Annotated in this window: 24 protein-coding genes and 1 pseudogene; 17 read left to right on the forward strand and 8 right to left on the reverse strand. The window is 40.5% G+C overall.

Annotated features, from left to right (window positions below; all coding sequences use genetic code 11):
* Positions 1-149 precede the first annotated feature (149 nt).
* The 4 genes from asnC to ACRWQM_RS02550 all read right to left on the reverse strand — a co-directional run bounded on the left by asnC (position 150) and on the right by ACRWQM_RS02550 (position 2,174).
* Positions 150-611 (reverse strand): transcriptional regulator AsnC, encoded by a 462-nt coding sequence (gene asnC, locus ACRWQM_RS02535; RefSeq protein ID WP_434931961.1) that lies wholly within the window; start codon positions 609-611, stop codon positions 150-152.
* Positions 612-680: 69 nt separating this feature from the next.
* Entirely contained in the window at positions 681-1,358 is a 678-nt protein-coding gene (gene rluA / locus ACRWQM_RS02540) for a bifunctional tRNA pseudouridine(32) synthase/23S rRNA pseudouridine(746) synthase RluA (RefSeq protein WP_434931163.1), read from the reverse strand.
* Between the two features lie 87 nt (positions 1,359-1,445).
* Positions 1,446-1,736 carry a hypothetical protein gene (locus ACRWQM_RS02545; RefSeq protein WP_434931164.1) on the reverse strand — a complete coding sequence of 97 codons (291 nt, stop codon included), beginning with the start codon at positions 1,734-1,736 and terminating at the stop codon, positions 1,446-1,448.
* 21 nt (positions 1,737-1,757) lie between these two features.
* Positions 1,758-2,174, reverse strand: a complete 417-nt coding sequence (locus ACRWQM_RS02550) for a hypothetical protein (protein ID WP_434931962.1) — start codon at positions 2,172-2,174, stop codon at positions 1,758-1,760.
* A gap of 243 nt (positions 2,175-2,417) precedes the next feature.
* Here ACRWQM_RS02550 and ACRWQM_RS02555 point away from each other — a divergent pair, with 243 nt between their 5' ends.
* From ACRWQM_RS02555 to ACRWQM_RS02565, 3 genes are all read left to right on the forward strand, one after another.
* Positions 2,418-4,199 (forward strand): flavocytochrome c, encoded by a 1,782-nt coding sequence (locus ACRWQM_RS02555; RefSeq protein ID WP_434931165.1) that lies wholly within the window; start codon positions 2,418-2,420, stop codon positions 4,197-4,199.
* Between the two features lie 279 nt (positions 4,200-4,478).
* The gene (locus ACRWQM_RS02560; protein WP_434931166.1) at positions 4,479-5,468 is read left to right on the forward strand and encodes a 2-hydroxyacid dehydrogenase; all 990 of its coding nucleotides are present in this window, start codon (positions 4,479-4,481) and stop codon (positions 5,466-5,468) included.
* Between the two features lie 59 nt (positions 5,469-5,527).
* On the forward strand, positions 5,528-6,265 hold the full coding sequence (locus ACRWQM_RS02565; RefSeq protein ID WP_434931167.1) for a dienelactone hydrolase family protein: 738 nt from the start codon (positions 5,528-5,530) through the stop codon (positions 6,263-6,265).
* 120 nt (positions 6,266-6,385) lie between these two features.
* On the opposite strand, the gene ACRWQM_RS02570 is transcribed toward ACRWQM_RS02565, so the two are convergent.
* On the reverse strand, positions 6,386-6,925 hold the full coding sequence (locus ACRWQM_RS02570; protein WP_434927207.1) for a mechanosensitive ion channel domain-containing protein: 540 nt from the start codon (positions 6,923-6,925) through the stop codon (positions 6,386-6,388).
* A 128-nt stretch (positions 6,926-7,053) separates the two neighbouring features.
* Between ACRWQM_RS02570 and ACRWQM_RS02575 the strand changes: the two genes are divergently transcribed.
* From ACRWQM_RS02575 to ACRWQM_RS02595, 5 genes are all read left to right on the forward strand, one after another.
* Positions 7,054-7,797: a spermidine synthase gene (locus ACRWQM_RS02575; RefSeq protein ID WP_434931169.1), complete on the forward strand. Its 744-nt coding sequence runs from the start codon at positions 7,054-7,056 to the stop codon at positions 7,795-7,797.
* A 224-nt stretch (positions 7,798-8,021) separates the two neighbouring features.
* On the forward strand, positions 8,022-8,591 hold the full coding sequence (ahpC, locus tag ACRWQM_RS02580) for an alkyl hydroperoxide reductase subunit C (protein ID WP_434927205.1): 570 nt from the start codon (positions 8,022-8,024) through the stop codon (positions 8,589-8,591).
* A 150-nt stretch (positions 8,592-8,741) separates the two neighbouring features.
* On the forward strand, positions 8,742-10,307 hold the full coding sequence (gene ahpF / locus ACRWQM_RS02585; RefSeq protein ID WP_434927204.1) for an alkyl hydroperoxide reductase subunit F: 1,566 nt from the start codon (positions 8,742-8,744) through the stop codon (positions 10,305-10,307).
* A 174-nt stretch (positions 10,308-10,481) separates the two neighbouring features.
* Positions 10,482-11,567: a GGDEF domain-containing protein gene (locus ACRWQM_RS02590; protein ID WP_434931170.1), complete on the forward strand. Its 1,086-nt coding sequence runs from the start codon at positions 10,482-10,484 to the stop codon at positions 11,565-11,567.
* A gap of 293 nt (positions 11,568-11,860) precedes the next feature.
* Complete coding sequence (locus ACRWQM_RS02595) at positions 11,861-13,480, forward strand: methyl-accepting chemotaxis protein (RefSeq protein WP_434931171.1); 1,620 nt, start codon at positions 11,861-11,863, stop codon at positions 13,478-13,480.
* A gap of 1,039 nt (positions 13,481-14,519) precedes the next feature.
* On the opposite strand, the pseudogene ACRWQM_RS02600 reads toward ACRWQM_RS02595, so the two are convergent.
* Positions 14,520-16,715, reverse strand: a pseudogene (locus tag ACRWQM_RS02600) (S46 family peptidase); the annotation flags it as partial.
* A 126-nt stretch (positions 16,716-16,841) separates the two neighbouring features.
* On the opposite strand from ACRWQM_RS02600, the gene dnaB reads away from it, so the two are divergent.
* The gene (dnaB, locus tag ACRWQM_RS02605; RefSeq protein WP_434931172.1) at positions 16,842-18,251 is read left to right on the forward strand and encodes a replicative DNA helicase; all 1,410 of its coding nucleotides are present in this window, start codon (positions 16,842-16,844) and stop codon (positions 18,249-18,251) included.
* Positions 18,252-18,335: 84 nt separating this feature from the next.
* Entirely contained in the window at positions 18,336-19,427 is a 1,092-nt protein-coding gene (alr, locus tag ACRWQM_RS02610; protein WP_434927200.1) for an alanine racemase, read from the forward strand.
* 120 nt (positions 19,428-19,547) lie between these two features.
* Here alr and ACRWQM_RS02615 read toward each other — a convergent pair whose 3' ends face one another.
* On the reverse strand, positions 19,548-20,015 hold the full coding sequence (locus tag ACRWQM_RS02615; protein ID WP_226413222.1) for a chemotaxis protein CheX: 468 nt from the start codon (positions 20,013-20,015) through the stop codon (positions 19,548-19,550).
* A gap of 257 nt (positions 20,016-20,272) precedes the next feature.
* Here ACRWQM_RS02615 and dusA point away from each other — a divergent pair, with 257 nt between their 5' ends.
* From dusA to ACRWQM_RS02630, 3 genes are all read left to right on the forward strand, one after another.
* Complete coding sequence (gene dusA, locus ACRWQM_RS02620; RefSeq protein ID WP_434931173.1) at positions 20,273-21,271, forward strand: tRNA dihydrouridine(20/20a) synthase DusA; 999 nt, start codon at positions 20,273-20,275, stop codon at positions 21,269-21,271.
* 356 nt (positions 21,272-21,627) lie between these two features.
* Positions 21,628-21,939, forward strand: a complete 312-nt coding sequence (locus ACRWQM_RS02625) for a hypothetical protein (protein WP_434927149.1) — start codon at positions 21,628-21,630, stop codon at positions 21,937-21,939.
* Between the two features lie 184 nt (positions 21,940-22,123).
* Entirely contained in the window at positions 22,124-22,324 is a 201-nt protein-coding gene (locus ACRWQM_RS02630; protein ID WP_226413332.1) for a PspC domain-containing protein, read from the forward strand.
* A 157-nt stretch (positions 22,325-22,481) separates the two neighbouring features.
* Here the strand turns inward: ACRWQM_RS02630 and ACRWQM_RS02635 are convergent, their stop codons facing one another.
* Entirely contained in the window at positions 22,482-23,216 is a 735-nt protein-coding gene (locus ACRWQM_RS02635; RefSeq protein WP_434927147.1) for an enoyl-CoA hydratase-related protein, read from the reverse strand.
* 35 nt (positions 23,217-23,251) lie between these two features.
* Between ACRWQM_RS02635 and ACRWQM_RS02640 the strand changes: the two genes are divergently transcribed.
* The 4 genes from ACRWQM_RS02640 to pyrC all read left to right on the forward strand — a co-directional run bounded on the left by ACRWQM_RS02640 (position 23,252) and on the right by pyrC (position 26,821).
* The gene (locus ACRWQM_RS02640) at positions 23,252-23,740 is read left to right on the forward strand and encodes a copper chaperone PCu(A)C (protein ID WP_434931174.1); all 489 of its coding nucleotides are present in this window, start codon (positions 23,252-23,254) and stop codon (positions 23,738-23,740) included.
* Between the two features lie 12 nt (positions 23,741-23,752).
* The gene (locus ACRWQM_RS02645) at positions 23,753-24,724 is read left to right on the forward strand and encodes a DUF2333 family protein (protein WP_434929137.1); all 972 of its coding nucleotides are present in this window, start codon (positions 23,753-23,755) and stop codon (positions 24,722-24,724) included.
* Between the two features lie 2 nt (positions 24,725-24,726).
* Entirely contained in the window at positions 24,727-25,500 is a 774-nt protein-coding gene (locus ACRWQM_RS02650; protein WP_434931175.1) for a TIGR04219 family outer membrane beta-barrel protein, read from the forward strand.
* A 289-nt stretch (positions 25,501-25,789) separates the two neighbouring features.
* Positions 25,790-26,821 carry a dihydroorotase gene (pyrC, locus tag ACRWQM_RS02655; protein ID WP_434931176.1) on the forward strand — a complete coding sequence of 344 codons (1,032 nt, stop codon included), beginning with the start codon at positions 25,790-25,792 and terminating at the stop codon, positions 26,819-26,821.
* Positions 26,822-26,889 lie beyond the last annotated feature (68 nt).

The following is a 26,889-nucleotide window of genomic DNA, read 5'->3' on the forward strand; positions in this document are numbered from 1 at the left end:
TATTTTTATAATGTTTATGTTGCATCATGTAATGCGCCGCAGACATTTTTATCACAACTGGGCAACAAATGTAATGAGTTAAAGGAAAAAACTATTGTTTTTATTATACGGAATAGTATGTTGCTTATATTAGCTTATAGCTAATTGTTCTAAGGCTTAACCGCTCTTACGATGGGGTTTTGCAGGCTAATTAAGGTTTCTGTTGACTGAATTTCGTCTATTGACTGTATGCGATTAATCAATACATGTTGTAATCCATCTATAGATTGGCACATTACCTTTACAAAAATGGAGTAATTACCCGTAGTATAATATGCCTCAACCACTTCATCTAATGCATTTAATTTTGCTATGGCGGCGGGATAATCACCGGCACTTTTCAAATTAATACCAATAAAGCAGCAAACATCGTAACCCAATGCTTTAGGATTAACGGTAATTTGTGCCCCTGTGATGATGCCTGCTTGTTTCATTTTTTCAACGCGGACATGAATGGTGCCTGCGCTAACTGAAAACCGTTTAGCCAGCTCGGCAAATGGCGTACGTGCATCTTCCATTAATGCCGATAAAATTAGGTTGTCAAGTTGGTCGCGCTGAAATGAGCTATCCACAGTAAAATGCCTATTTTCTATTTGAATAGGCATTAATTTACGTCTTTTGTTATGTAATTACTATCAAAATTACTGTTCAGTGATTGGCTCTATAAAATTGGGTAACGAACTAAAGTGCATTAGCTGCGCTGAGTAAGGATGCTTTATAGATAACTCGGTGGCATGTAGCAGTAAGCGTGGTGCCAAACTTTTTGCTAATGGGTCTGCGTAGAAACCATCACCAAGAATAGGATGGCCTAATGCCATCATATGCACACGGAGTTGGTGTGAACGACCAGTAATAGGGGTCAATTTTACCAGGGTTGAACGCTTAGCATAGCTGATAATGTCAATTAGGGTTTCAGAGGGCTTTCCCACCAAATGGTCGACCTTTTGTTTGGGACGGTTAGGCCAATCACAAATTAACGGCAGTGAAACACGTGTTATTGACGCCTTCATGTGGCCTGCAACACGGGCAAAGTACACTTTGTGGGTTTCTCGATCTCTAAACTGACGTTTTAATTCTCGTTCAGCATTTTTTCGTAAGGCTAAGACGATAATCCCTGATGTCGCCATATCTAAACGGTGAACGATTTGTGCATTAGGATAATCACGTAATACGCGAGAAAAAACACTGTCATGGTATTGCGCTTCTCTGCCTGGAACCGACAGCAAGCCAGACGGTTTATTGATCACAATAATATCTTTATCTTGATGGATTATATCCAACCAAGGTTCAGTTGCTGGTTGGTAGATAAAGTCTGCCATGGTGTGTCTCTATAGCGGGAGGTATGAAAGGATGGCAAAGATACTGATCCACCTTATAAGATGCAAGTGGATCATAAAAAAGCTAACTTAAGAAAAAGCTTCGCCATTGACCAGCATAATGGTAAATGTCCACACCACAAATGCTAATGGGATATGCACGAGCGCATAAAAACATTGATCTAATCGACTCATCCCCTTTGCTAGCCAAATTAAATAACCATGAAATAAAATAACAAATGGAAACAACATTATTAGTGGGTAAAGTGCAAATGGACTCGCATCGGCAAAAATACTGTGACTCAGTAAAGCCCAAAACACCATAAAAGTGGTTGTCAGTGGGGGCGTCGCAGTGCGATATTGTTCTGGATAGGGGAACATCCTGTGTCCTTTGATGAGAGACTAACCTTTAATCTCTTTTTTACCATGGATAACCTTGCGATGCACTACTGAATAATGACGCAGACCAGCAGGACCATGTGACACCAGCACCGAAAGTAATACTAAAAGAGTAATAATTTCCACCTGCCAATCAGTTAGTAGCATCAACAAAAATAATAATCCAACCTTGGTAAGCGTCAGCACCCCTTTTAATTGAATCAGCCAGTGCCAGTCTCTGATAATTTCCCATGTCATCAGCAAAATCCCTGTTGTCAGGGTGATGATCCAGTAAGGCAACCATAGACTTTTATCAACGTGCAGTAATATGCCGCCACCAGCCCCAACAACACCAATAATATGTAACGCCCTAAGGCCCGTTTTGGTTAATCGTTCAAACCAAAAGCGTGTTTCGGAAAGCCGTTGCTGTTTTGCATGCATGCTCATTAAAGCTTCTTATCATCGGTTGAGTCTAATCATATTAACAACCCCAAAGTTAATTAGCAGAAATCAGCTTAGTTTTTGGGAGGTAAATCAAAATCTGACTATGTTAAACAATGCGCTGACACGCAAATATATCCATAAATTGAAGGAGGTTATTGATGTGTGACCTTGCTACCAGTGTACCTCTTTAGAGGGTGGTATGTTAGTTGTACGATTAATGCCGCAAGGCAGGGGGATATAATGCTAACACACACAACAAAATCACTATTAGCGTTACTGGTTTCGGGTGCGTTAAGTTCAGCTACATATGCAGCACCAGAAAACTTAGCCGATTTTCATGCTGAAATGGGTAGTTGTGATACTTGTCACGTTAATAAAAAAGGGCCAACTGGCGACAACTTAACCTATGAAAATGCCCAATGTACCAGTTGTCACGGCACTCTAAAGGAAGTTGCCGAAACAGAGCGAGAAGGTATTGTTTCACCACATCAATCACATTTAATTGGCGATGTTAGCTGTACCAGCTGTCACTCTGGGCATGAAAAGTCAGTCACTTACTGTGATTCTTGCCATAGCTTTGAATATCAAATGCCATTTTCGGGGAAATGGCAGCGTGAGTTTGTGCCAGTTAATGCCGACAAAACAGCACAAGATCAAGCGATTGCTAAAGGTGCAAAAGAAACGACCGATGTGGTTATTATTGGTTCAGGTGGTGCGGGTTTAGCGGCGGCCGTTTCTGCACGTAATCATGGTGCTAAAGTTATTTTATTAGAAAAAGAACCAGTGGCTGGTGGTAATACAAAATTAGCCGCAGGGGGCATGAATGCGGCAGAAACCAAAGCCCAAGCAACACTGAAAATTGAAGATAAAAAACAAGTTATGATCGATGACACCATGAAGGGGGGCGGTAATCTTAATGATCCTGCATTGGTAAAAGTGTTAGCGAATAATTCATCTGATTCCGTTGATTGGTTGACAGCATTAGGTGCAGATTTAACCGATGTTGGCCGTATGGGAGGCGCGAGTGTTAATCGTAGTCATCGTCCCACTGGTGGTGCAGGCGTTGGCGCACATGTGGCACAAGTACTTTGGGATGCTGCAATAAGCCGTGATACTGATATCAGGCTTAATAGTCGTGTTGTGCGCATTATTGAAGATGCATCCGGCAAAGTCACCGGTGTCTTAGTTAAAGGTGCATACACAGGTTATTACGTGATAAATGCAGACTCGGTTGTTATTGCAACAGGTGGCTTTGCTAAAAATAATGAACGTGTGGCTAAGTATGACCCTAGCTTAAAAGGCTTTAAATCTACTAACCATGCTGGTGCTACTGGCGATGGATTAGATGTTGCTGAGTTAGCAGGCGCTGCAACCAAAGATCTTCAATACGTACAAGCGCATCCAACTTACTCACCTGTGGGTGGCGTTATGGTGACTGAAGCAGTCCGTGGTAATGGTGCAATTTTAGTTAACCGTGATGGTAAACGTTTCGTTAATGAGCTAACCACACGTGACAAAGCATCGGCTGCTATTTTAAATCAAAAAGGCGCCAGTGCTTACTTAGTATTTGATGACTCAGTGCGTAAAAGTTTGAGTAAAATAGAAGGTTATATTCACTTACATATAGTTAATGAAGGCAAAGATTTAAACGAGCTTGCTAAAAAACTCAACATGCCTGACGCAGAGTTAACCAAAACATTAGCTGATTACAATGGAATAGTTAAAGCGGGCAAAGATACTCAATTTGAACGTCAAGACTTACCTCGAGAATTAGCATCTGCTCCTTATTATGCTATCGAAGTGGCACCAGCTGTACACCACACCATGGGTGGGGTGGTTATTGATACTGAAACCGAAGTAAAAGGCGTCAGTGGTAAAAATATTCCTGGGATGTTTGCTGCTGGAGAAATTACTGGTGGGGTGCATGGTACCAACAGGCTCGGCGGTAATGCGATTTCAGATATTGTCACTTTTGGTCGTATTGCCGGAGAGCAAGCAGCAAAATACGCTAAAGAGCATTAAGATAAGCCGTTATTTGTTTTGCAATTGGCGATTTACATTCTCAGCGAGCCCTTCATCAGGCTCGCTTTTTTGTTGTTATGGCCCGCCATAAATAGGGCGAAACTACTCACATTTTCGATTTTTGTAGCGACTTATTAACGACATCAATGCGTCATTCACATACACTGGATACAAAATTGAGTTTGCTGACAAACTGGCTGGTAGACCTAACGCGCTTTTAACTAAGAGTGAGTCTAGAAATACAGCAGTATTGTTAAGCCTTTAGCTGTAGGACATATTATGAGAATTGGTTTTTTTAGTGCTAAAACATATGATATTCATCACTTTAATCGCACAAATAAAGAGTTTGGTGCACAAATTGAATATTTTGATTATCGACTTTGCATGCAAAATGCCAAACTGGCAGAAGGCTTTCAAGTTGTTTGTGCTTTTGTTAACGACTCATTGTGTGAAGAAGTATTAGTTGAGTTAGCCAAAGGGGGCACAAAAGTCATTGCGATGCGCTGTGCAGGCTTTAACAATGTTGATTTGGTTGCGGCAAAGCGTTTGGGAATGCAGGTTGTTAACGTCCCTGCTTACTCGCCTGAATCTGTCGCTGAGCACAGTGTTGCGTTAATGCTAACCCTTAATCGTAAAATTCATAAAGCGTATCAACGTACACGTGATGCTAATTTTGCCCTAACAGGGTTAGTCGGTTTTAACATGTTTGGTAAAACTGTTGGTGTTATTGGTACCGGTAAAATTGGCCTAGCGACGATTAAAATACTCCAAGGTTTTGGTTGTAAAGTTTTGGCATATGATCCTTATCCTAACCCCGCGGTTACTGAGTTAGGGGTTGAATATGTCAGTTTGGATGAGATTTATCCGGTATGCGACATCATCAGTCTACATTGCCCTTTAACTGCGGATAATCATCATTTATTGTGTCAAAGCAGTTTTCATAAAATGAAAAAAGGGGTGATGGTAATTAATACTAGCCGTGGCGGTTTACTCAATGCGATAGATGCAATGGAAGCCTTAAAAGAAGGTCAGCTTGGATCATTAGGGCTAGATGTTTATGAAAATGAGAAAGGATTATTTTTTGAAGATAAATCCAGTGAAATAATTCAAGATGATGTTTTTCGGCGCCTATCAGCATGCCACAATGTTATCTTCACTGGGCATCAAGCCTTTTTAACCGAAGAAGCCTTAAACGCGATAGCCTTAACCACTTTGAATAATGTTAAAGCGCTGCTAGCAGGTGACAAATCTGGCAACGAGCTCTGTTAACAGAGACTCATTATTGATAGATTGGCGTCTTATGGCGCCAATTTTTTGCAAGAGGCATTATGATTATTTCAACCCAAGTACATGATATTACCACGCCTACAGGCACAATGCGCACCACGGTATTTCGCCCTGATCAAGCAGGGCAGTTTGCTAGTGTGATTTTTTATTCTGAAATTTTTCAGTTAACTGCGCCAATAGCGCGTACCGCAGCCATCATGGCGGGGCATGGTTTTGTCGTGTTGGTGCCTGAAGTCTTTCATGAACTTAATCCTATAGGGACAGTATTGGCTTATGATGATGCAGGCAAAGATAAAGGCAACCAAGATAAGTTTGCCAAACCGCTTGAGCACCATGACAGTGATACCCAGGCATTAATTGATTTTGCACGTTCGCAAACCTATTGCAGTGATAAAGTTGGCGCAATGGGTGTATGTATTGGCGGTCACTTAGCGTTTCGTGCTGCATTGAATCCTGATATTAGGGGCGCATTTTGTTTATATGCAACCGATATTCATTCTAATACGTTACCGTGCAAGCCTGATAATGATTCGCTTACCCGTGCGAGTGATATTAAAGGTGAGTTGGTGATGGTGTTTGGCAAGCAAGACCCACACGTTTCAAGTGAAGGGCGTAAAGCTATTTATCATCAGTTAGAGCAAGTAAACGCTAATTTTAGTTGGTTAGAAGTGAATGCTCAACACGCCTTTATGCGCGATGAAGGCGAGCGTTACGACCCCGCATTAGCTATTCAAATGTATTTGCAGGCGGTGGCTTTTTTTCAGCGAACCTTGAATTAAACTTCACTGTTTTAATGGTGTTATTATCAAAAATCACTCGAAAGCGTAAAATTGACACTATGATAGACAACAAAAAGGCGCTTCAGGCGCCTTTTACGTTTTACAATTGAGGTTAGTTTATTATAACCGTTTGGGAATAACCCGTTTAGCGGTGACTTTTTGTTTGGTCGGCGCGTCATTCGCTAGCTTAATCACCCCTTTTTGGAGCATCAAGCTATTTGGGTAAGTCATTACATCACCTGAGTCGCGTTTAAGCAGAATATGAAATAAGGATATTTCTACGATTACCCCAGACATATCTTCATCTTTTTCAACAATTTTGATCCGATCGCCAATGCGGTACGGGAACACAAAAAAGATCAATACGCCTGCGGTAATATTACTCAAAATAGACCATTGAGCAAACAGGGCCACACCTAGTACAGCGAATGCTGATGAGACGAATAATGACACTTCTTGGTAGCCTAAACCCAATGAAATGGCAATAACGGACAAGGTAACAAAAAACATAAAATATGAAATCAGTCTCGTCACCAATCGGCTACGCACTTCACTAACCTGTTTTTTAATGGCTTGAATTTTAATCCACTTCTTTAGCTGATTTTGGGCAATGATAAACATCCCTAAATACAGCAACACCATCATAGTTTGATTCAACATAACACGTCCTAAATAATACAATCTCAATATGCAGTTGTTATCAGTTATAATACGGCTTTTCAAGCAATTTGGCTTGTTGATTAATTTAAAGTTAATTTAATTTATTTTAAATTTAAAGATGGAATGATATGTCTGATTATAAAGTGTTACACACAAGTGCCGATGAGTTTGGTGACATATTTGTGCTTGATGATGGCCACTTTAGGGTCTTATCATTTGGTGATAATGATGAACAAAGTAAAATGGATAAAACAGAGCCTTTTGTCCCTCAGCATACCTATGTGCAAGCTATGTTATGCGCATTAATGGCAAAGCAGCCTAAAAGTGTGGTGATTTTAGGATTAGGTGGTGGCGCGTTAGTGCATGCTTTACGTCATTACGATGCGGCGATTAAAATCACTGCCGTAGAGTTAAGGGAGCAGGTTATTCACGCCGCTAAAAGATTTTTTCAATTACCCATAGGTAAAAAGCTGACTGTTATTCATCAAAACGCTAATCATTTTCTAAAGGCTGGTGATTTTAAGAAATGCGATATGTTGTTTGTCGATATTTACAGTGAAAAGGGAGTTGACCCAACACTACTATCCGCTGAGTTTACCGAGCATTGTTACTTAGGGCTTAAAGCCGACGGGATATTGGTACTTAACTGCTGGAAAGAACACCGTAACAACACTACATTACTCAGCCACTTACAGATGCACTTTAGTCATATTCATGCGTGTTTAACTGGCGGGGGCAACTGGGTTGTTTTTGCTACAAATCAAATCCAGGGGCTTGCTGCAATGAGTAATAAAGCCAACCAGCAAACTTTATCCCAAGCGTTAGATATTAATATACCTAGGGTGCTCACCCGTTTTGAGCCTTGGCAGTAATCGCTATTTTTAAACATTCTGCTATTCAATATAATAAATCGATAACGGATTATGGTTCAGTTGTAAAACCGATTAGGATGATAGATTTTATCCGTTATACATAATTAACCTGTCAGCGTATTCTAACTCCATCGAAACAGGGCGCAGTTTTAAAGCAAGATTAAATTAAAACTAAGTCCACATTAAAAAACCTTACTAAGTTAATTAATACAATGGAGTTAATCATGACACAATCAATTATCAACAGCACTATCAAGCCATTCAAAGCCACAGCATTTCACAACGGCGCATTCGTTGAAGTGACAGAGCAAGACTTATTAGGTAAGTGGTCTGTAGTGTTTTTCTACCCAGCTGACTTCACTTTCGTATGTCCTACAGAATTGGGTGATATGGCTGACCATTATGAAAAGCTTCAATCAATGGGCGTAGAGGTTTACTCAGTATCAACTGACACTCACTTTACTCACAAAGCATGGCACTCAAGTTCAGACACTATAGGTAAAATCACCTATCCAATGATTGGTGACCCAACGGGCACTATTACTCGCAACTTTGGTGTGATGATTGAAGAAGATGGTTTAGCACTGCGTGGTACTTTCGTTATTAACCCAGAAGGCCAAGTTAAAGTAGCTGAAATACACGACCTAGGTATTGGCCGTAGCGCATCTGAATTACTGCGTAAAATTCAAGCTGCTCAGTATGTTGCTAGTCACGATGGTGAAGTATGTCCAGCTAAATGGCAGCCAGGTGAAGAAACGTTGGCGCCATCAATCGACCTAGTCGGTAAGATTTAAGGCTAACTGCTAACGCGAAATAGATGACTCGTTAGATAGTATATCCAGCCAGTTAATGCCCCTGCATTAACTGGCAATCTCCAGCCTTGCACTCTTTTATTTTTTCCAATCTTTGTTTCCCTTAGACAAATATCATTCTTAGGAGTTGTTATGTTAGATACCAACGTAAAAAATCAACTGAAAACTTATCTTCAGAATCTTAAACATCCAGTTGAGTTAGTGGTATCAACTGATGACTCAAAAAAATCAGCTGAGCTTAAAAGCCTAGTACAAGACATAGTCGATAGCTCTGCACTGGTTAGCAGTATTGAAGCTACAGGAATACGCAGTCCAAGCATGACAGTGATTAACCCTGAATTAACTACCAGCATTACCTTTGCAGGCTTACCTATGGGTCACGAATTCACTTCTCTGGTATTAGCTTTATTACACAGCGGCGGTCACCCAATTAAGCTAGACGCTGACACTATTGAGCAAATTCGTTCTTTGCCAGGTGAATACCATTTTGAGACTTATGTGTCATTAAGCTGCCAGACATGTCCTGAGGTTATTCAAGCACTGAATATGATGGCGGCAATTAACCCAAATATTACCAATGTGATGATTGATGGCGCGTTATTTCAACAAGAAGTTGAGCAGCGTAATATCATGTCGGTTCCATCAGTTTACTTAAATGGTGAGTCATTTTCTGTAGGCGCTATCAGCGTTGTAGAAGTATTAAATAAGCTAGATAAAAATGCGGGTAGCCGCAAAGCGGAGCAATTAAACCAAAAGTCAGCATTTGATATGTTAGTTGTCGGCGGCGGTCCAGCAGGTGCTTCTGCAGCAATATATTCTGCCCGTAAAGGCTTGGTTACTGGAATAGTGGCTGAAAAATTTGGCGGCCAAGTTGCGGAAACTGTCGGTATTGAAAACTTTATTTCAGTTTCTAAAACAGAAGGACCAAAACTGGTCGCAAACCTTGAAAATCACGTTAAGGATTATGATGTCGATGTGATGGAAAACCAGAAGGTAGTTAAGTTGGCATCAAACGGTTTATTCGATGTTGAACTGGCTAATGGCGCTATATTACAGAGCAAAACAGTGTTACTGGCAACTGGCGCAAGATGGCGCGAAATGAATGTACCAGGTGAGAAAGAATACCGTGGTAAAGGTGTTGCTTATTGTCCACATTGTGACGGGCCATTATTTAAAGGTAAACGTGTAGCTGTAATTGGTGGTGGTAACTCAGGTATTGAAGCAGCCATTGACTTAGCGAACATTGTTGAACATGTCACTGTGCTTGAGTTTGACAGTATTTTACGTGCAGATGAAGTGTTGCAACGTAAAGCAAAATCTATGGGTAATATTACTATTATTACCCAAGCACAAACGACCAAGGTGAATGGTGATGGCAGTCGTGTTACTGGACTAACCTATACAAACCGTCAAACAGGTGACAGCCATGAGGTGACTTTAGCGGGTATTTTTGTACAGATTGGTTTGGTGCCTAATACGGAGTGGTTAAAAGGCATTGTAGATTTAACGCCACGCGGTGAAATTATCGTTGATGCACGTGGTCAAACATCGATACCTGGTGTGTTTGCCGCAGGTGATGTGACTAATATTCCCTATAAGCAAATTATTATTGCTATGGGCAGCGGTGCAACCGCCTCGTTAGGTGCATTCGATTATTTGATCCGTCACTCTGATAATGCTGCAGAGCAAGCTGCATAATTAACTCGACTTGATTATTGGATTAGACTTGGCCAGAGTGTTTTTGAGTTTTCCAATTTAGTATCTTATTCAAGCCAGCTTTTTTGCTGGCTTTTTATTTTGAGGACTCACTTTGTCTATTTGGACTTGAGCAATTACAATTACCTTAACCAAATAATAAGAGCATGCATCAAAATGACCTTTGAGCAGCAACTGCACAATGAAACACAGCTTTATTTAAAGAAAAGCTTTATTGGCCTAAAGCTACTTTCGCTTGGTTTATTGCTGTTAGTGTTAATAAATCGGCCTTGGTATATTTATGGTGAAATACCGCTAACGAACATGCTGTTATCTATGCTGCCCTTAATGCTAAGCTTGTTTCTTACTGATACTATTGCGAGTAAATTACTGCCTAAAAAAATTAACTCTTCATATTTTTCATTTATATTCTTGTTTCTCAGTTGGCTTATTTTTACCACTTCACTGTTAATTTATTCTGCCAGCTTTATTGGCGCGGCTATCACGATTACTGATATGTTGGTGCTGGCATTTGGCATATCACTTTTTCCTAATCGAGCAATGTTCTTTAGCATAATTGCTATTTTATCAGCTTATCACCTCAGTATTAATGTGTTGTATGTGACCTCAGAACTGTGGTTTTCAGGTATTCGCTTATTGTGCTTTGTGGTGATAGTTTTTGCCGGACATCATGTTACAGAAACATGGTTTAAACGGGCGATACAAAAAGATATTGATAACCAAAGATTAATCAAAGAGCTAGAAGAGTTGGCTATTAAGGATGGACTGACCCAAATCGCTAATCGACGTCATTTTGATGATGTCATTAACAAAGAAATTGCCAACAGTGAACGAACTAAGCAGCCACTGGCAATAATCTTAATTGACATCGATTATTTTAAAAAACTTAATGATAGTTTGGGGCATCAACAAGGTGATAAATGTTTAATTAGCTTTGCCAATATGCTTAAAAATATCGTTAATCGTCCGCGTGATCTTTGTGCAAGATATGGTGGGGAAGAATTTATATTATTGCTTGCTGAAACAGATCTTGCTGGCGCGATTATCGTGGCGGAAAAAGTCAAACAGCAACTTGAGCAATTAGCTATTTTACACCCTGACTCCAGTGTGAGTGATAAGGTCACTGTGTCGCAGGGTATTGCTGTTCTACTGCCCGGTATGTCTGCAGATGAATTATGCCATTTAGCTGATGAAAAACTTTATCAAGTAAAACGCACGTCTCGAAATCATTTTGCCTATTAAATTAGCTCATTTTAACATAATGAAAGCTTTCAATTATTTAGTTTAGTTTATGCTTGCACAGCCGATAAACAAAGATGATGATAATCAATAGGACTAAAGATAGATTTGTTATAATTTTTTACACCAATTAAGGCATCTGTTGACTATGATTACAGATATCGATCTTTTTTAGGTTAAGTAAAAACAAAAATAAGTGCCACAGCCTCTCACGGACCGAGATATGTTAAAAATTTTAGCTCTGTGAAATCTTTAATAAGATTCACTATATGTCGATAATCGCTTGGGGGCGAAGTATGAATTGGTTTAATAACATTTCCATTTTTAAAAAAGTGGGATTAATATTCGTATTGTCTGTGGTCATATTTACTGTCAACTTAGCAATTAGCATAGTGGCAATAAATAAAAACCAAGACACCATGAACTTTATGCAGAGTAAGGTCAGCGAGCGTGTTGAACTTGCCAATCAAAACGTTATCTTTGTGCAGAGATTAGATGAGTTATATACACAATCGGTTTCTTTTGCTGACGAAGATTTATTGGCTAATGCCACTAAGGTGTTCAAGTCCTTAGATTCAAATCTCAACAAACTCAGTACAATAGATGGTAATCAGTCACAAGCGTTATCATCATTATCTCGCTCACTTGAACAATATAATGAAATGACCTCTAAGCTGGCTCGTGGCATGCTCGATGGCACCATAGACATGAGTCAAGTAGGTCAAATTAGTCACAAAAAATCAGAAATATTTGACACGCTGACTCGGGGGATTAATCAATATAAAATCGATAAAGTCGATGAGTTTTCATCAACTCTTGCTGAAGCCAGTAATCGTTCCGAACAAAGCTTATATCTCACCTTAGGTATTGGTATTGCCCTATTAATTATCATGGCTATTGCAACCATATCTATTGCTCGTTCAATCAGCAGCTCTGCCAGTGACGTGGCAAGCTCGTTAGGCGAGTTAGCAGATGGTAAAGGTAACTTACGTCATCAATTAAAAGTGATTGGTACCGATGAGCTTGGTCAGGTATCCAGTAACTTTAATCGTTTCTTACGCTTGTTAGCTGACTCAATTCAAGGCGTTGTGAGTGTAACCAATCCATTATTGGACAGCGCTAAATCTTTGAAAGAAAGAATGTCCTTAGCGACCAAAGCAACTCAGCAGCAAAGCCAAGATGCGCGTAATGTACAAGTTTCGATGGAAGAGATGCGTCATTCTGTCAATAATATTTCACTTAGCGCGCAACAAGCTGCAGAAGCTGCGCAAGAAGCAGAGCGTGAAGCGACATCCGGGTTGGCTGTGGTTCAACGTACAATTAATATTTCACAAGAGTTAAATAAAGGTATAGAGCTAGCCTCTAACTCTATTAATGAATTAGCCAAGGATACTGAAAGTGTCGGTTCTATTTTAAACGTGATCACCTCGATTGCGGAGCAAACTAACTTGTTAGCACTGAATGCCGCAATTGAAGCAGCACGAGCGGGTGAACAAGGTAGGGGCTTTGCGGTTGTGGCTGATGAAGTGCGCGCGTTAGCATCTAAAACGGCCGACGCAACCAAAGAAATTCGTCAAGTATTAGACAGATTAAAAGGTGCTGCAGTGTCATCTGTTTCCACTATGGATGCGGCAATTACCAAATCATCAGACAATGAGCGTTATGCCAAAGATACTGGTGATGTACTTAAATCTATTCAATCCAAAATTGTCAGCATAAATAGCATGAATACCCATATTGCATCAGCGACTGAACAACAATCAGTTGTGGCTGAACAAGTGGGCGGAAATGTCATTGAAATGAATGAATCATTTGAGAACACCTTAAATATCTTAGGTGAAGTACATAATATTTCTCAAGGATTAGATGATTTTGCAGTGCAACTTAAAAATGCAACCTCACAATTTAAGTTATAAATATTAGCCCTGATTAAATGATAGCTGAGTTGATATAGTGTAAAAAAATGGCGCTCAAGTGAGCGCCATTTTCGTGTATTGCCGTTAGTAATTTCTATTGTTCAATTTTATCTTGTTGAGCTTTATTTAGCTTCAGTTCAGCTTGTTTCACTTCAGCTTGTTTCACTTCAGCTTGTTTCACTTCAGCTGGTTTCACTTCAGCTTGTTTCACTTCAGCTGGTTTCACTTCAGCTTGTTCCACTTCAGCTTGTTCCACTTCAGCTTGTTTCACTTCAGCTTGTTTCACTTCAGCTGGTTTCACTTCAGTTAGTTCAACTTCAGCTGGTTTCACTTCAGCTGGTTTCACTTCAGCTGGTTTCACTTCAGCTGGTTTCACTTCAGCTGGTTTGACGTCAGTTTGTTCAACTTCAGCTTGTTCCACTTCAGTTTGTTCAACTTTAGCTTGTTTCACTTCAGTTAGTTCAACTTCAGCTTGTTCAACTTCAGTTAGTTCAACTTCAGCTTGTTCAACTTCAGCTGGTTTGACGTCAGCTTGTTCAACTTCAGCTTGTTCCACTTCAGCTTGTTCCACTTCAGTTTGTTCAACTTTAGCTTGTTTCACTTCAGTTAGTTCAACTTCAGCTTGTTCAACTTCAGCTTGTTCAACTTCAGCTTGTTCAACTTCAGCTTGCTTAACTTTAGCTTGTTCAAATTCAGCTTGCTTAACTTTAGCTTGTTTGGCTTCTTCTAGTTGAGTTTCTTCTAGTTGAGCTTCTTCTAGTTGAGTTTCTTCTAGTTGAGCTTCTTCTAGTTGAGCTTCTTCTCGTTGAGCTTCTTCGAGTTGAGCTTTATCGAGTTGCGATTTACCGAGTTGAGATTCTTCTAGTTTGGCTTCATCTAGTTTGGCTTCTTCTAGTTGAGCTTCATCTAGTTGAGTTTCATCTAGTTGAGTTTCATCTAGTTGAGTTTCATCTAGTTGAGTTTCATCTAGTTGAGTTTCATCTAGTTGAGTTTCTTCTAGTTGAGTTTCTTCTAGTTGAATGAAAGGTTGAAACTCGGGGTTACGTACTAGGGTTAATTCTTTAATCAAATTATCCGCATGATCAACTTGATCCATCATCCACAATATATAGCGAATATCGACATGAACAGCGCGAGTGATAGTTGGGTTAAAGAACCAGTCTTTGGTAATAGCTTCGTATGTAGAGTCAAAGTTTAAACCCACTAGCTCACCTCTACCATTGAATATCGGTGAGCCTGAGTTGCCGCCCGTGGTATCGACACTCGATAAAAAGTTAACCGGAACCGAGTTAAAATCATCTTTAGGCTCAATGCACGATATAAGTCTACACAGCCAAGAGCGTGGATCGTTATATATCGACTGAACAGTATGTTTACCATAATCGTTAGTCGCGATAGCGGCTAATAACTTAATCGGGGCATTATATGGCTCTGCTCCTGTATGTTTAGCAGCAATACCTTGCAAACGGGTGAATGGCTGCTTGTATAAAGCATCTTTAGATTGATAACCATCAACCATGCCATACGTTATCCGTAAAGTACGGTTTGCATCAGGGTAAACAGGCCAGTTATTGGCTTTATAGTAAGCTATTATCGCAGCCATATACTCGGGACGAGCTTTAGATAATTTACCCTCAATGACCTTACTTTCTTGTTCCAGTGCCATATTAGTATCATGTAACTCAACCGCTAAGCGGATGAAAGGGTCTGTGCTGGTTTGAAATTCTTCAACCGTTTTATCTATCCAAGCTAATCGGGTTGCTTGATCTGTTAGCTCTGTTGACGCATATATGCCATGAATTTTGGCGACAAATCCTTGGTGGTCAGAACTATTGTTTAGTGCGTCATCGAATACTTTAACTTTTAAGGGTTGTGCAATATAGGCGTTTAAATCCTGTAACCATAAGGTTTTATCCACTTCAATATCAAAGCTGCTATCAATACGCTTCAGGCCTGCACGGAACATTTTCATATCACGTTTTTGGTAACCTGATTCACGCATAGCATCAGGTTTTTGCTTTTCTTGTGCTAAACGGTACAAACTTTTAGCAGCAAGCAGTAAGGCACTTGATTGCGCGTTTTCAAAATAATAGTTAATTTGATCATATTTCTGTTGTTCAGCAAGTAAGACTTCAAGCTCTTGAATTAATAGTGGGTTAGCAGATTCATCCTTTTTTAACCATGCTAAAAAGCCGTCTTCTCTACTTTGTTTTATGCCGACAATATCGGTCGCTTTAAAGCCATCTAATAGACCATTAAGCTTCTTCATCCTATTTGACATCGAAGCCATAGTGCCGGCATATTTAATCGCGATGTTTTTATCTATATTTCCCATTTGGGTGATAGTGTCAATTTGTAACAGGTAGCGGGCAGCAAGGGTTGGATATAACCAATCACTGGCAAATTTAAGTTCACTAGTGAGGTTGTAACGACTAGTCGATCCCGGGTAACCGGCGGCAAATACACCATCGCCAGCCTTAACACCGTCAGTATTCACTTTTAAATAGCTTTTAGGTTGAAAAGGGACATTGTCTGCCGAATAAGTTGCAGGTTTACCATTTTTGCCAACATAAGCGCGCAAAAAGGTGAAATCACCCGAGTGGCGAGGATATTCGTAATTATCAATATCACCGCCATAGCCACCAATACTTTCAGGTGGTGCATAGACTAAGCGGACATCGCGAATGATAAGCTGTTTTATCAGGAAATATTCTAGACCGTTATGATAACTATTTACTGAACAATGGTAGTTATTATCGGCTTCACATATTTTAATTAAACTTTTGCTGTTAGTTTGAATTTGTTCATATCGAATTAACGGCTCATCACTTAAATCCGCAGTAACAAGCTGAGTAACATCTGTTACATTTTCAGTAATGTATAAACGTTCATTAGGACCTGCAGAAGGCTCATCGGCCATTGTTTTAGCTAAGAAGCCATCAGCAAGGTAATTGTGTTCTTTTTTACTGTTATATTGAATGCCGCGATAGGCGCAATGATGATTTGTGACAACTAGGCCTTGGGGAGACACGAAACTGGCGGTACAATAGCCCAAACTGACAACCGCATTCATTGGATATTGACCTAGATCAGCAAGTTGTGTTGCGGGAATTTCAATACCGCGTTCAATCAGTTTATCGGCGATAGAAGGCATCTGGTAGGGTTGCCATTGGCCTTCATCTGCATAGGCTAAAGCCGATGACAACACTAAAGCGGCTATCAATGTAATACGCATGTTTTTTCCTTATGCAGTTTATTTTTCCGTATGTTTACAATCGCCGCTGGGTTAATATCACTCAGCTAAATTCGACAACGGTGTTATACCATATTTTTTGCAAGTCGTTAGAATTTTGGAGTGTTAATGTCGCAACAATCAACCGCATTTAGAGCAAGAAATAGGCAGAAAGATATCGAAGTAAATGCCTTAAAGTTACCTCCTCATTCAATAGAGGCAGAACAGTCTGTGCTGGGTGGACTTATGCTCGATGCCGAAGCATGGGATCGCGTAGCTGAAGCGGTTGTAGCGGAAGACTTTTATTCTCGATCGCACCGAATGATTTTCAATGCAATGCAACGTTTAATGGAGCGAGCTCAACCGATAGATCTAATCACGGTATCTGAACAACTCGAAATCGAAGATCAATTAGATGATGCCGGCGGATTTTCTTATTTAGGTGAAATTGCTAAAAACACCCCTAGTGCTGGCAACATCTTATCCTATGCGCAAATTGTACGTGAACGCGCAGTGGTGAGAGACATGATTAGTGTTGCCCATGAAATAGCTGATGCGGGTTATAATCCTGAAGGAAGAAATTCAAGTGATTTATTAGACTTGGCTGAAAGCAAAGTATTTAAGATTGCAGAGTCTCGGGCTAATTCAAGTGAAGGCCCAGAAGGAATAAAATCCATTCTGGAAAAAACCGTCGATAAAATTGAGCAGCTTTATAATAATCCCCATAACGGTGTAACCGGTGTTTCTAGTGGTTTTGCTGATCTTGACAAAATGACCGCAGGTTTTCAGTCTGGAGACCTGGTCATTGTTGCAGCGCGTCCATCTATGGGTAAAACCACGTTTGCGATGAATTTGTGTGAGCAAGCCGCCATGAACGAAGATAAGCCAGTGCTTATTTTTAGTCTAGAGATGCCCTCAGAACAAATTATGATGCGTATGCTGGCCTCTTTAGGCCGCGTTGACCAAACCAAAATTCGTACAGGTCAGTTAGATGATGAAGATTGGGCTCGAGTGTCATCAACTATGGGTATTATGCTTGAGCAAGGCAAAATGTATATTGATGATAGTTCAGGCTTAACCCCAACAGATGTGCGCAGTCGTGCAAGACGTATTGCACGTGAGTATGGTGGTTTATCGATGATCATGATTGATTACTTGCAGCTAATGCAGGTGCCAGCGCTAAAAGATAATCGTACCTTAGAGATTTCTGAAATCTCTCGTTCATTAAAAGCCTTAGCTAAAGAGCTTGAAATTCCAGTGGTTGCCTTGTCTCAGCTCAACCGTTCTTTGGAGCAACGAGCTGATAAACGCCCGATTAACTCTGACTTACGTGAATCAGGGGCAATTGAGCAGGATGCTGATCTTATTATGTTTATCTATCGTGATGAAGTTTATAATGACGATACAGAAGACAGGGGCACAGCCGAAATTATTATTGGTAAGCAACGTAACGGTCCAATTGGGCGTGTTAGGTTAACTTTCCAAGGGCATTTCTCACGATTTGATAATTATTCAGGGCCGCAATTCGAAGAAGATTAATATCATCGATTACCTGTTTAATTTAACAACATAATTAACGATGGTTTAGCTTTGCGGCCATCATTTGTTTTATAAGGCCATTTTTTGAAACCTTTTCCCCGCGCTGAAATTAGTCGTCACGCATTGAAACATAATCTTGCCAGATTACGTGAGATAGCTCCCCATAGCCAAATTATGGCGGTAGTAAAAGCCAATGGTTATGGCCATGGGTTGTTAAATGTCGCCCAATGCGTCAGCAATTATGACGGTGGAGCCGATGGATTTGGATTAGCAAGATTAGAAGAGGCACTTGAACTACGTAATGGCGGAGTGCAAGGGCGCTTATTATTGCTTGAAGGCTTTTTTAGGGCCTCAGATCTGCCATTAATTGTTGGAAATGATATTGAAACCGCCGTTCATCATGAATCACAGCTGCTGATGTTAGAACAAACGAGTTTGTCCAAACCGGTTAAAGTGTGGCTTAAAATTGATTCTGGTATGCACAGGTTAGGATTCAGTCTTGAGCAATTTTCTTCTATTTATCAGCGCTTAATCGCTTGCGATTCGGTCGCTAAACCGATTAACTTAATGACCCACTTTGCCTGTGCCGATGAACCCGACAACCCACTGACATTAAAGCAAATGAAAGCATTTGAAGACCTGATTGCTGGGCTTGATGGTGAACGAACTTTAGCGAACTCTGCCGCCACTATTTTTTGGCCACAAAGCCAAGCAGATTGGGTACGCCCCGGAATTGCGCTTTATGGTGTATCACCAGTAATGGGTGATAAAGGCATTAATCATCAACTCATTCCAGCAATGGAATTAGTGTCTAATTTAATTGCAGTACGAGAACATAAAGCCGGTGACTGTGTCGGTTACGGGGCAACTTGGCAAGCAAAAGAAGATACTTTACTCGGTGTTGTTGCCATAGGATACGGAGATGGTTATCCCCGTAACGCACCTGAAGGAACGCCGGTATTGGTTAATGGACGCAGAGTGCCGATAGTGGGCCGAGTCTCAATGGACATGCTGACAGTCGATTTAGGCATAGATGCCACTGACAGTGTCGGTGATAGCGTGCAGTTATGGGGAAAAGAGCTTGCGGTGGAAGAGGTTGCGGAACATATCGGCACAATAGCGTATGAACTTGTGACCAAATTGACTCCAAGAGTCGTGGTCGAATTGTTGCCTTAAGGGAAATCGACCGCTTCAACTTTCGATTACAGATTACAGATTACAGATCAGCGAGCGAGCCATTAAGTGATGGCATGCTCGCTTAAGTCTATCTAGCGTTCAAGTCTTGCACTAGGAGTCTTATTCTTCTTCAAAGCATATTTCAATAAAAGCCATACCGTATTCATGAGAGAATGGCATCATAATTTTTTTGCCTTTGGCTTGATGTGAAATAGTGTGATTCTTTCCTGATACTACCGCAGGGGTCGCCATATCAAAATCATAACCTTTACTGCTGAGTAAATTTTTAGCTCCGCCAGTGACCATATTGGTAATTTCACCCACTAAATCAGTAATATCTGCGTTAATACCGCTCGGCTTTTCACCTAACATCTTATTCATAATCTCTAGAATAAGTGGCTCTTCGAAAGTAATCGACAGAGACCCTTTAGTTTTAGGCCCCACCATACCAATTAAACCTGAGACATCTCCTTTAGCAAGATCATGATTCTTCAATTGTGGTTTGCCTGGCTTAAGGTCCATCGTAGCCATTGTCGATATCACATTTACTAACGAGACAAGAAAAGGGTTAATAAATTCAACGTTCATATTAAATTTGATCCTTATAGGTAAATGCAGTTAAGGGGAAAGGTAATTAGACTATAAATTACTCTAGCATTAACTCACAGTCTAGAACACCCTTCATTATTTGGGTATCTGAACCTAAGATATACATGATATAATTATCCCATATCGCCAGCTTATTGCAGGCCCGTCTCTATCTTAGTTATATCTTCTTTAATGATGCTGTGGTTATCACTATAGATTAACTAGGGTGGCCGCTTCAGATACAAATATTGGTTTTTATGACTGCTAATGTAAAAATAGATCGCACTTTTTCAATTGCTCCTATGCTGGATTGGACAGATCGCCACTATCGTTATTTTGCTCGCTTAATGTCTGCTAATACTTTGTTATATACAGAGATGGTTACTACGGGTGCCATCATATATGGTAAAGGTGACTATTTAGCTTACAATGAAGAAGAGCATCCTCTGGCGTTGCAATTGGGTGGCTCAAACCCAAAAGACCTGGCTCATTGTGCCAAGCTTGCAGCTGAGCGCGGTTATGATGAGGTTAACATCAATGTAGGCTGCCCGTCTGATCGAGTCCAAAATGGTCGTTTTGGTGCCTGTTTAATGGGTGAACCTGAATTAGTCGCTGAATGTGTTGATGCTATGAAGCAAGTAGCGGATATTCCTGTTACCGTTAAAACCCGTATTGGTATTGATGATCAAGACAGTTATGAGTTTTTAACGCGATTTGTTGAAACTGTCAGTGCGAAAGGCTGTACCGATTTTACGATTCATGCTCGTAAAGCTTGGTTACAAGGTTTAAGCCCAAAAGAAAATCGTGAGATCCCACCACTGGATTATGATCGTGTGTATCAATTGAAGCGTGATTTCCCAGCACTTAATATCGGTATTAATGGCGGGATTACCAGCTTAGACCAAGCTAAAATACATCTTCAGCATGTTGATGGCGTGATGGTTGGCCGTGAAGCATATCAAAACCCGTATATCTTAGCCCAAGTTGAACAACAGCTTTTTAACAGTAATGCGGCGCAATTAAGTCGTGAAGAAGTGGTTGAGTTAATGCTGCCTTATATTGAGCGTCATATTCAGCAAGGTGGGCGATTAAATCACATTACTCGCCACATGATTGGTTTGTTCCAAGGGTTGCCTGGCTCAAGAAGTTGGCGCCGTTACTTAAGTGAAAATGCCCATATAGCGGGCGCTGGAATTGAGGTGGTGCGAGGGGCGATAGCCTTGATGGATGAAAATGCTCCTGAACCGATAGCCTAACTAATTCCCCTAAATTAAGCGCTCATAAGAGCGCTTTTTTTGTCGCTGAATTCCGCGCTGAACATGAGTTTTTAAGTATTTTTAAATCATATATTTTCATGTAAGCGCGTTCTTTTATTGTGATTTAACGTGAATTAGTAAAATTGACTAACCATGTGGTTAATTTTACTAATTATTTGTTTTTTATTCTCAAACATAGTTTGAAATAGGCGAAATATTAACTTTTATATTTATTTATATATTATTTTTCAGTTGGTTAGTGTGTTTTTTAAAAGTTGGCACGGTGTTTGTAATACTAAGTCTGTCAGCAGCGAAAAACAGGTTTCACTGCAAACTAAACAGAAAAGGAAGACATCATGTTTATTTCAAATTCAACTAGTCGTTTAAGTCGTATCGTTGGCGCCACAGCAGTCGCATTAGTTATATCGGTTAGCAGTTTTACAGCGCAAGCAGATGACCTAATGGTTCAAGATACCTTCACAATGCTAGAGCAAAATATTTCAAAAGCTAGCCAGGATTTAATTTTATCAGCCAAGCAAGAGTTTGTGTTGTCATTAAAAACTCAAATAGCTGAACAAATATTTAACAGCAGTTTTTATCCAGAAGATAAAGCCATCGCGAGTGAAGTAACGGAGCGTTCAGTCACTACTGCTGCGAATAAGAAGTAATGATGTTTGCTGAGCAACTAGGCTTGGTTATGCCCTTATTAGCCATAGTGTTACTGCCCTTTGTGAGTTTTATTTGTTGTGCAGTTATCGCTCACTTGCTGACCAAGTTGCAAAATCAAGCTTAGTTTAAGTGGCTGTTAGTTAGAGCCATTTGGCTAGAATTATTAAGATGTTAAGGAGTATTATGGATAGAATAATTGCAAAACTAGCTGATAAATCAAAGATTATTTGTGGAGTGTGTCATTACCTGGCAAAACAATTTGGTTGGTCGGTTATGTGGACAAGAGTCGTGAGTGTATTGGTATTGTTTGCTAATCCAATAGTGTGTCTATTAGCCTATATTGTGTTAGCTATAATGGTGGATAAAAAATCAACTCACTATTAAAGACTCTCTAGTTCAGTGCTTCTTTTAAAAAGCTCTGCCGAACAAGCAACAGAGCGACCGGTTATTGAGGCATCATAACCACTGAATTAGAGAGCGCATCTATAAAATGACGGTTTCAAATAAGCCATATTTTACAGCTTTATCCCTCTTGTTATGATTATCTATTTAGAAATGCTTGAAACATTTGCTTAGCTTCATCACTTTTTAATCGTTGTCCAAAGTGAGTTAATTCAAGCTGCATTTGTTGTTTCACCTGTTGCTGGTTATATCGCAACAATTGTCGTGATGCTTGCAAGGACTCAGGCGGCTGACTCGCCAACTTTTTAGCCTTAGTTAATGCAAAATCAATCACATCAGTTTCAATTACTTGATTGATAATATTTAATTTAGCAGCCGTTTCCGCATTAAATGCATCGCCAATTAAAATAAGTTCAGCAGCTTTTTGCTGACCGACGATTAACGGTAATAATAGGCTTGATGCAGCTTCTGGCACTAATGCTAGACTTACAAAAGGCATTTGAAATTTTGCGCTATTGTCGGCATACACTAAATCACAATGCAGTAATAATGTTGTGCCAATGCCAACCGCCGCGCCTGATACTGCCGCTACTAGCGGTTTTTTTAATTCCAGTAAGCACATTAAAAATTTTACGGTTGGGTGATCACTATTGAGGTCGCCACTTTGCAAAAAATCGGCAATATCATTGCCAGCGGTAAAGCAGTTTCCTTCACCATGTAACAGAAAGGCACGAATCTCATTGTTGCTATCGCCCTCGATAAGGTATTCTGTGAGTTGTTGATACATTGCTAGATTAAATGCATTACGTTTTTCTGGGCGATTGAAGCTGATGATACGTACACCTTGTTCATCACGCATTTTTATAAGACTCATTCGTTGTTTCCTTTGTAAACACGAGCAGGGATTACATGGAGTTTAAGACATTGAAACCAATATTCAAACATCTGTTTAATTTTTTAGCGCTAACGTCTTTATCATTTACTGCAGTAGCAAATGTTATTCTAGTCGATGGGCACGTGCGCGCAATGCCAGCATCTGTGCCAAATACAGCCGCATATTTAACATTAGAAAACCATGGTGATAAAGCGGTTAATTTAGTCGCAGTAAAAACCGCTGTTGCCAAAGAAGCACAATTGCACACTATTATTGAAGAAAATGGCATGGTCAAAATGCGTCAAGTCGAGGGCTTAGCTATTGCTTCTCATGGGGCGCTCAGTTTAAAACCGTCTGGCGACCACATTATGATATTAGGCTTAAATAAGCCATTAGCCGAAAACGATAAGGTAGTATTAACATTGATATTTGATACTGAACAGCAGTTGCAGGTTGAATTGCCTGTATTAAAACAAGCTGGTTCTGAACATCAAGATAATAGCGAACATCATCACCATCATTAAGGAGTCATATTGATGCTATTTACAAGGAATAAAGTTTTTGCCGCCGGCGCTTTAGTCGGTTTAATAGGCTATTTTGTTAGCGTTTGGTGGAGTATAGAGCCAGACCCTATTGAACCCGTTGCTATGCAAACAGATCAAGGAAAGTTGATTACAGGATATGCGACAACAAACTCCTTGATTGCCACAATGGAAACCTTACTGGATAAACCTGGTGGCTGGTTAGCCAACGATATGATGCCGCCGTCGATATTTATGGATAATATGCCGGCATTTGAGTTTGGTGCACTGGAACAGTCACGTGACTTAGCATTGGTTATGCGTAAAGAGTTTAGTCGCTCGCAATCTCAATCTACCGCCGATACGGATTTATCATCAGCACATTCCAAACTAAATATTGAGCACACGAGTTGGTTGGTACCCAGTGCTGAAAGTGAATACCGTGATGCGATTAAATTACTTAAGCTATACCAAGCCAGAATAAGTGATTCAGGCAATACTAACGCGCAATTTTATGCCCGAGCAGATAACTTAAACGAATGGCTTAAAGAAGTACAAAAGCGTTTAGGCAGTATTTCTCAGCGCTTATCAGCGAGTGTTGGTCAAGATAGATTGAATACCGATTTAGCCGGTGATACCGCAGCTCGTCAATCGACTCCTTCAGCAATGAGTGCAGAGATTAAAACCAGCTGGTGGAAAATTGATGATGTGTTTTATGAAAGCCGCGGTTCGGCATGGGCATTATTAAACTTTATGCGCGCTATTGAAGTTGATTTTGCCGATGTATTAGAAAAGAAAAATGCCGAAGTCAGCTTACGTCAAATAATTCGCGAGTTGGAAGCCACTCAGCTAACGGTTTGGAGCCCGATGGTGTTAAATGGTAATGGCTTTGGTTTGGTGGCTAACCATTCATTAGTGATGGCAAACTATATATCGCGTGCCAATGCAGCGGTAATTGATTTAACTAATTTACTTTCTCAGGGATAACAATGAATAAGACTCTTGTAGCAACAGCCATTTTCGGTTTGTTAAGTGTTTTTTCTGCACAAGCAGCAACCGTAGTCGGCTTTAAAGTCGGTGGCGATTTATGGCAAACTGACGCAACAGGTACGTTTAATGCTGACAGTAATGTTGGCAATGCGACGGGTCCTGCCCAAACCTACGACTATGATTCAGAAACCCAGGGCAGTGTGTGGTTAGCGATTGAGCATCCAATTCCAATCGTGCCGAATCTCAAAATTCGTGAAAATCGTCTAGAAGGCTCCGCTTCAAAAGATAGCAGTGGTTTTTATTATAACGGAGTGAACTTTGAAGGTGCATCACAGGTTTATAACGATCTGAGTAACACTGATTTTGTTTTGTATTATGAGATTTTAGATAACGATATTGTGTCATTAGACTTAGGCGCGGCTTATAAGAAAATGAACGGTTCACTTCGTGTTGACGGTTTCGCTGGTGAAGAGTTAACACGCATAGCCACACAGCGCGATATCGACAGTGGTGTCGTTATGGGGTATGGCAATGCACACGTTGGTGTACCTGGATTAGGGCTTTTTGCTTTTGCTGACATCATGATAGGTCTTAATGAAACAGGCGTACACGATTACAGTGCAGGTTTGGGGTGGCAGTTTGATGGCATTGCCTTAGATACGCTCGTGCGTGTTGGGTACCGTGATTTCAGTTTTGATGTAAATGGTTTTTCTGGTAGTAGCCAGGATATGCAATTTTCCGGTGTATTTGCGGGTGTTGAGCTAGCATTTTAGTCCGCAGTGGCCACATTACTGCACGATAAGTATTGGTCACTTTTAAATAGGCTATTTGCATAATATATTGAGTAAGCCGGATGTCGTTTAACGATGTCCGGCTTTTTTTAGCATAAAATAACGTCATACTATTTGTAATTGCAAAGTCAGCGTTCAAATTCCGCATCTATTAAGCAAAGCGGTTTTCAGGCACAATAGCGGCAAAATTTGGCTCGCATCTTTCACGCTCATTTAATTAGCCCGCTTTTATGGCTTGACGTAAATGGGGTGGCACAACCTAGGACTCATTATGACGCAAATTACTCTCACAACCCCTGATGACTGGCATTTACATTTTCGTGATGGCGACATGTTACAAGAAACCGTGCCAGCCACAGCACGCCTATTTCAACGTGCGATTGTCATGCCAAACCTTATGCCACCAGTCACTACAGCCCAGATGGCCGTTGATTACCGTGAGCGTATCCTTGCAGCACGTCCTCAAGGGAGCAGCTTTGAGCCCCTAATGACTTTATTTTTAACCAACAGCACTACAGCGCAAGACATCATTGATGCAAAAGCCGTTGGTGTTGTGGCCGCAAAATTATATCCAGCAGGTGCCACAACGAACTCTGATGCCGCAGTGAAAGCATTAGATACATTGTTTCCAATTTTTGAAGTGATGGCTGAGCAAGGAATGTTGTTGCTTATTCATGGGGAAGTGACTGAATCACACATTGATATTTTTGATCGCGAGAAAGTCTTTATCGATCGCTACCTTGCTCGTATTGTCGAAAACTTGCCACAACTTAAAGTGGTGTTTGAACATATCACCACCAAAGAAGCCGCTGAGTTTGTTGCTGCTGCTTCATCTAATGTTGCAGCAACCATTACCCCACAGCATTTATTATTAAACCGTAACGATTTATTAGTCGGTGGTGTTCGTCCGCATAACTTTTGCTTACCGGTCTTAAAACGCAATATTCATCAACAAGCGTTGCAAGCTGCTGTGGCAACGGGCTCAAGTAAGTTTTTCTTAGGGACAGACTCCGCGCCGCATGAAAAGCACCGTAAAGAATCGGCTTGTGGTTGTGCTGGCTGTTACAGCGCCTGGAGTGCATTAGAGTTATATGCCCAAGTATTTGATAACTTAGGCGCATTAGATAAGTTAGAAGGCTTTGCTAGCTTACACGGTGCTGATTTTTATGGCTTACCGCGTAATACTGGCACAGTAACCTTGGTAAAAGAAACCTGGACCGTGCCAGAAGAGATTATTTTGCCTAACGGTAACCCTATTGTGCCGTTTTTTGCCGGCCAACAAGTGAATTGGAAAGTGAAGTAATACTGTTGAGCAAAATCATTAAATTAAGCCTGCATCTTTGCAGGCTTTTTATTTTTATGGCAAATTCA

This window comes from Shewanella sp. HL-SH5, assembly GCF_051163755.1.
Lineage (GTDB): Bacteria > Pseudomonadota > Gammaproteobacteria > Enterobacterales > Shewanellaceae > Shewanella > Shewanella glacialimarina.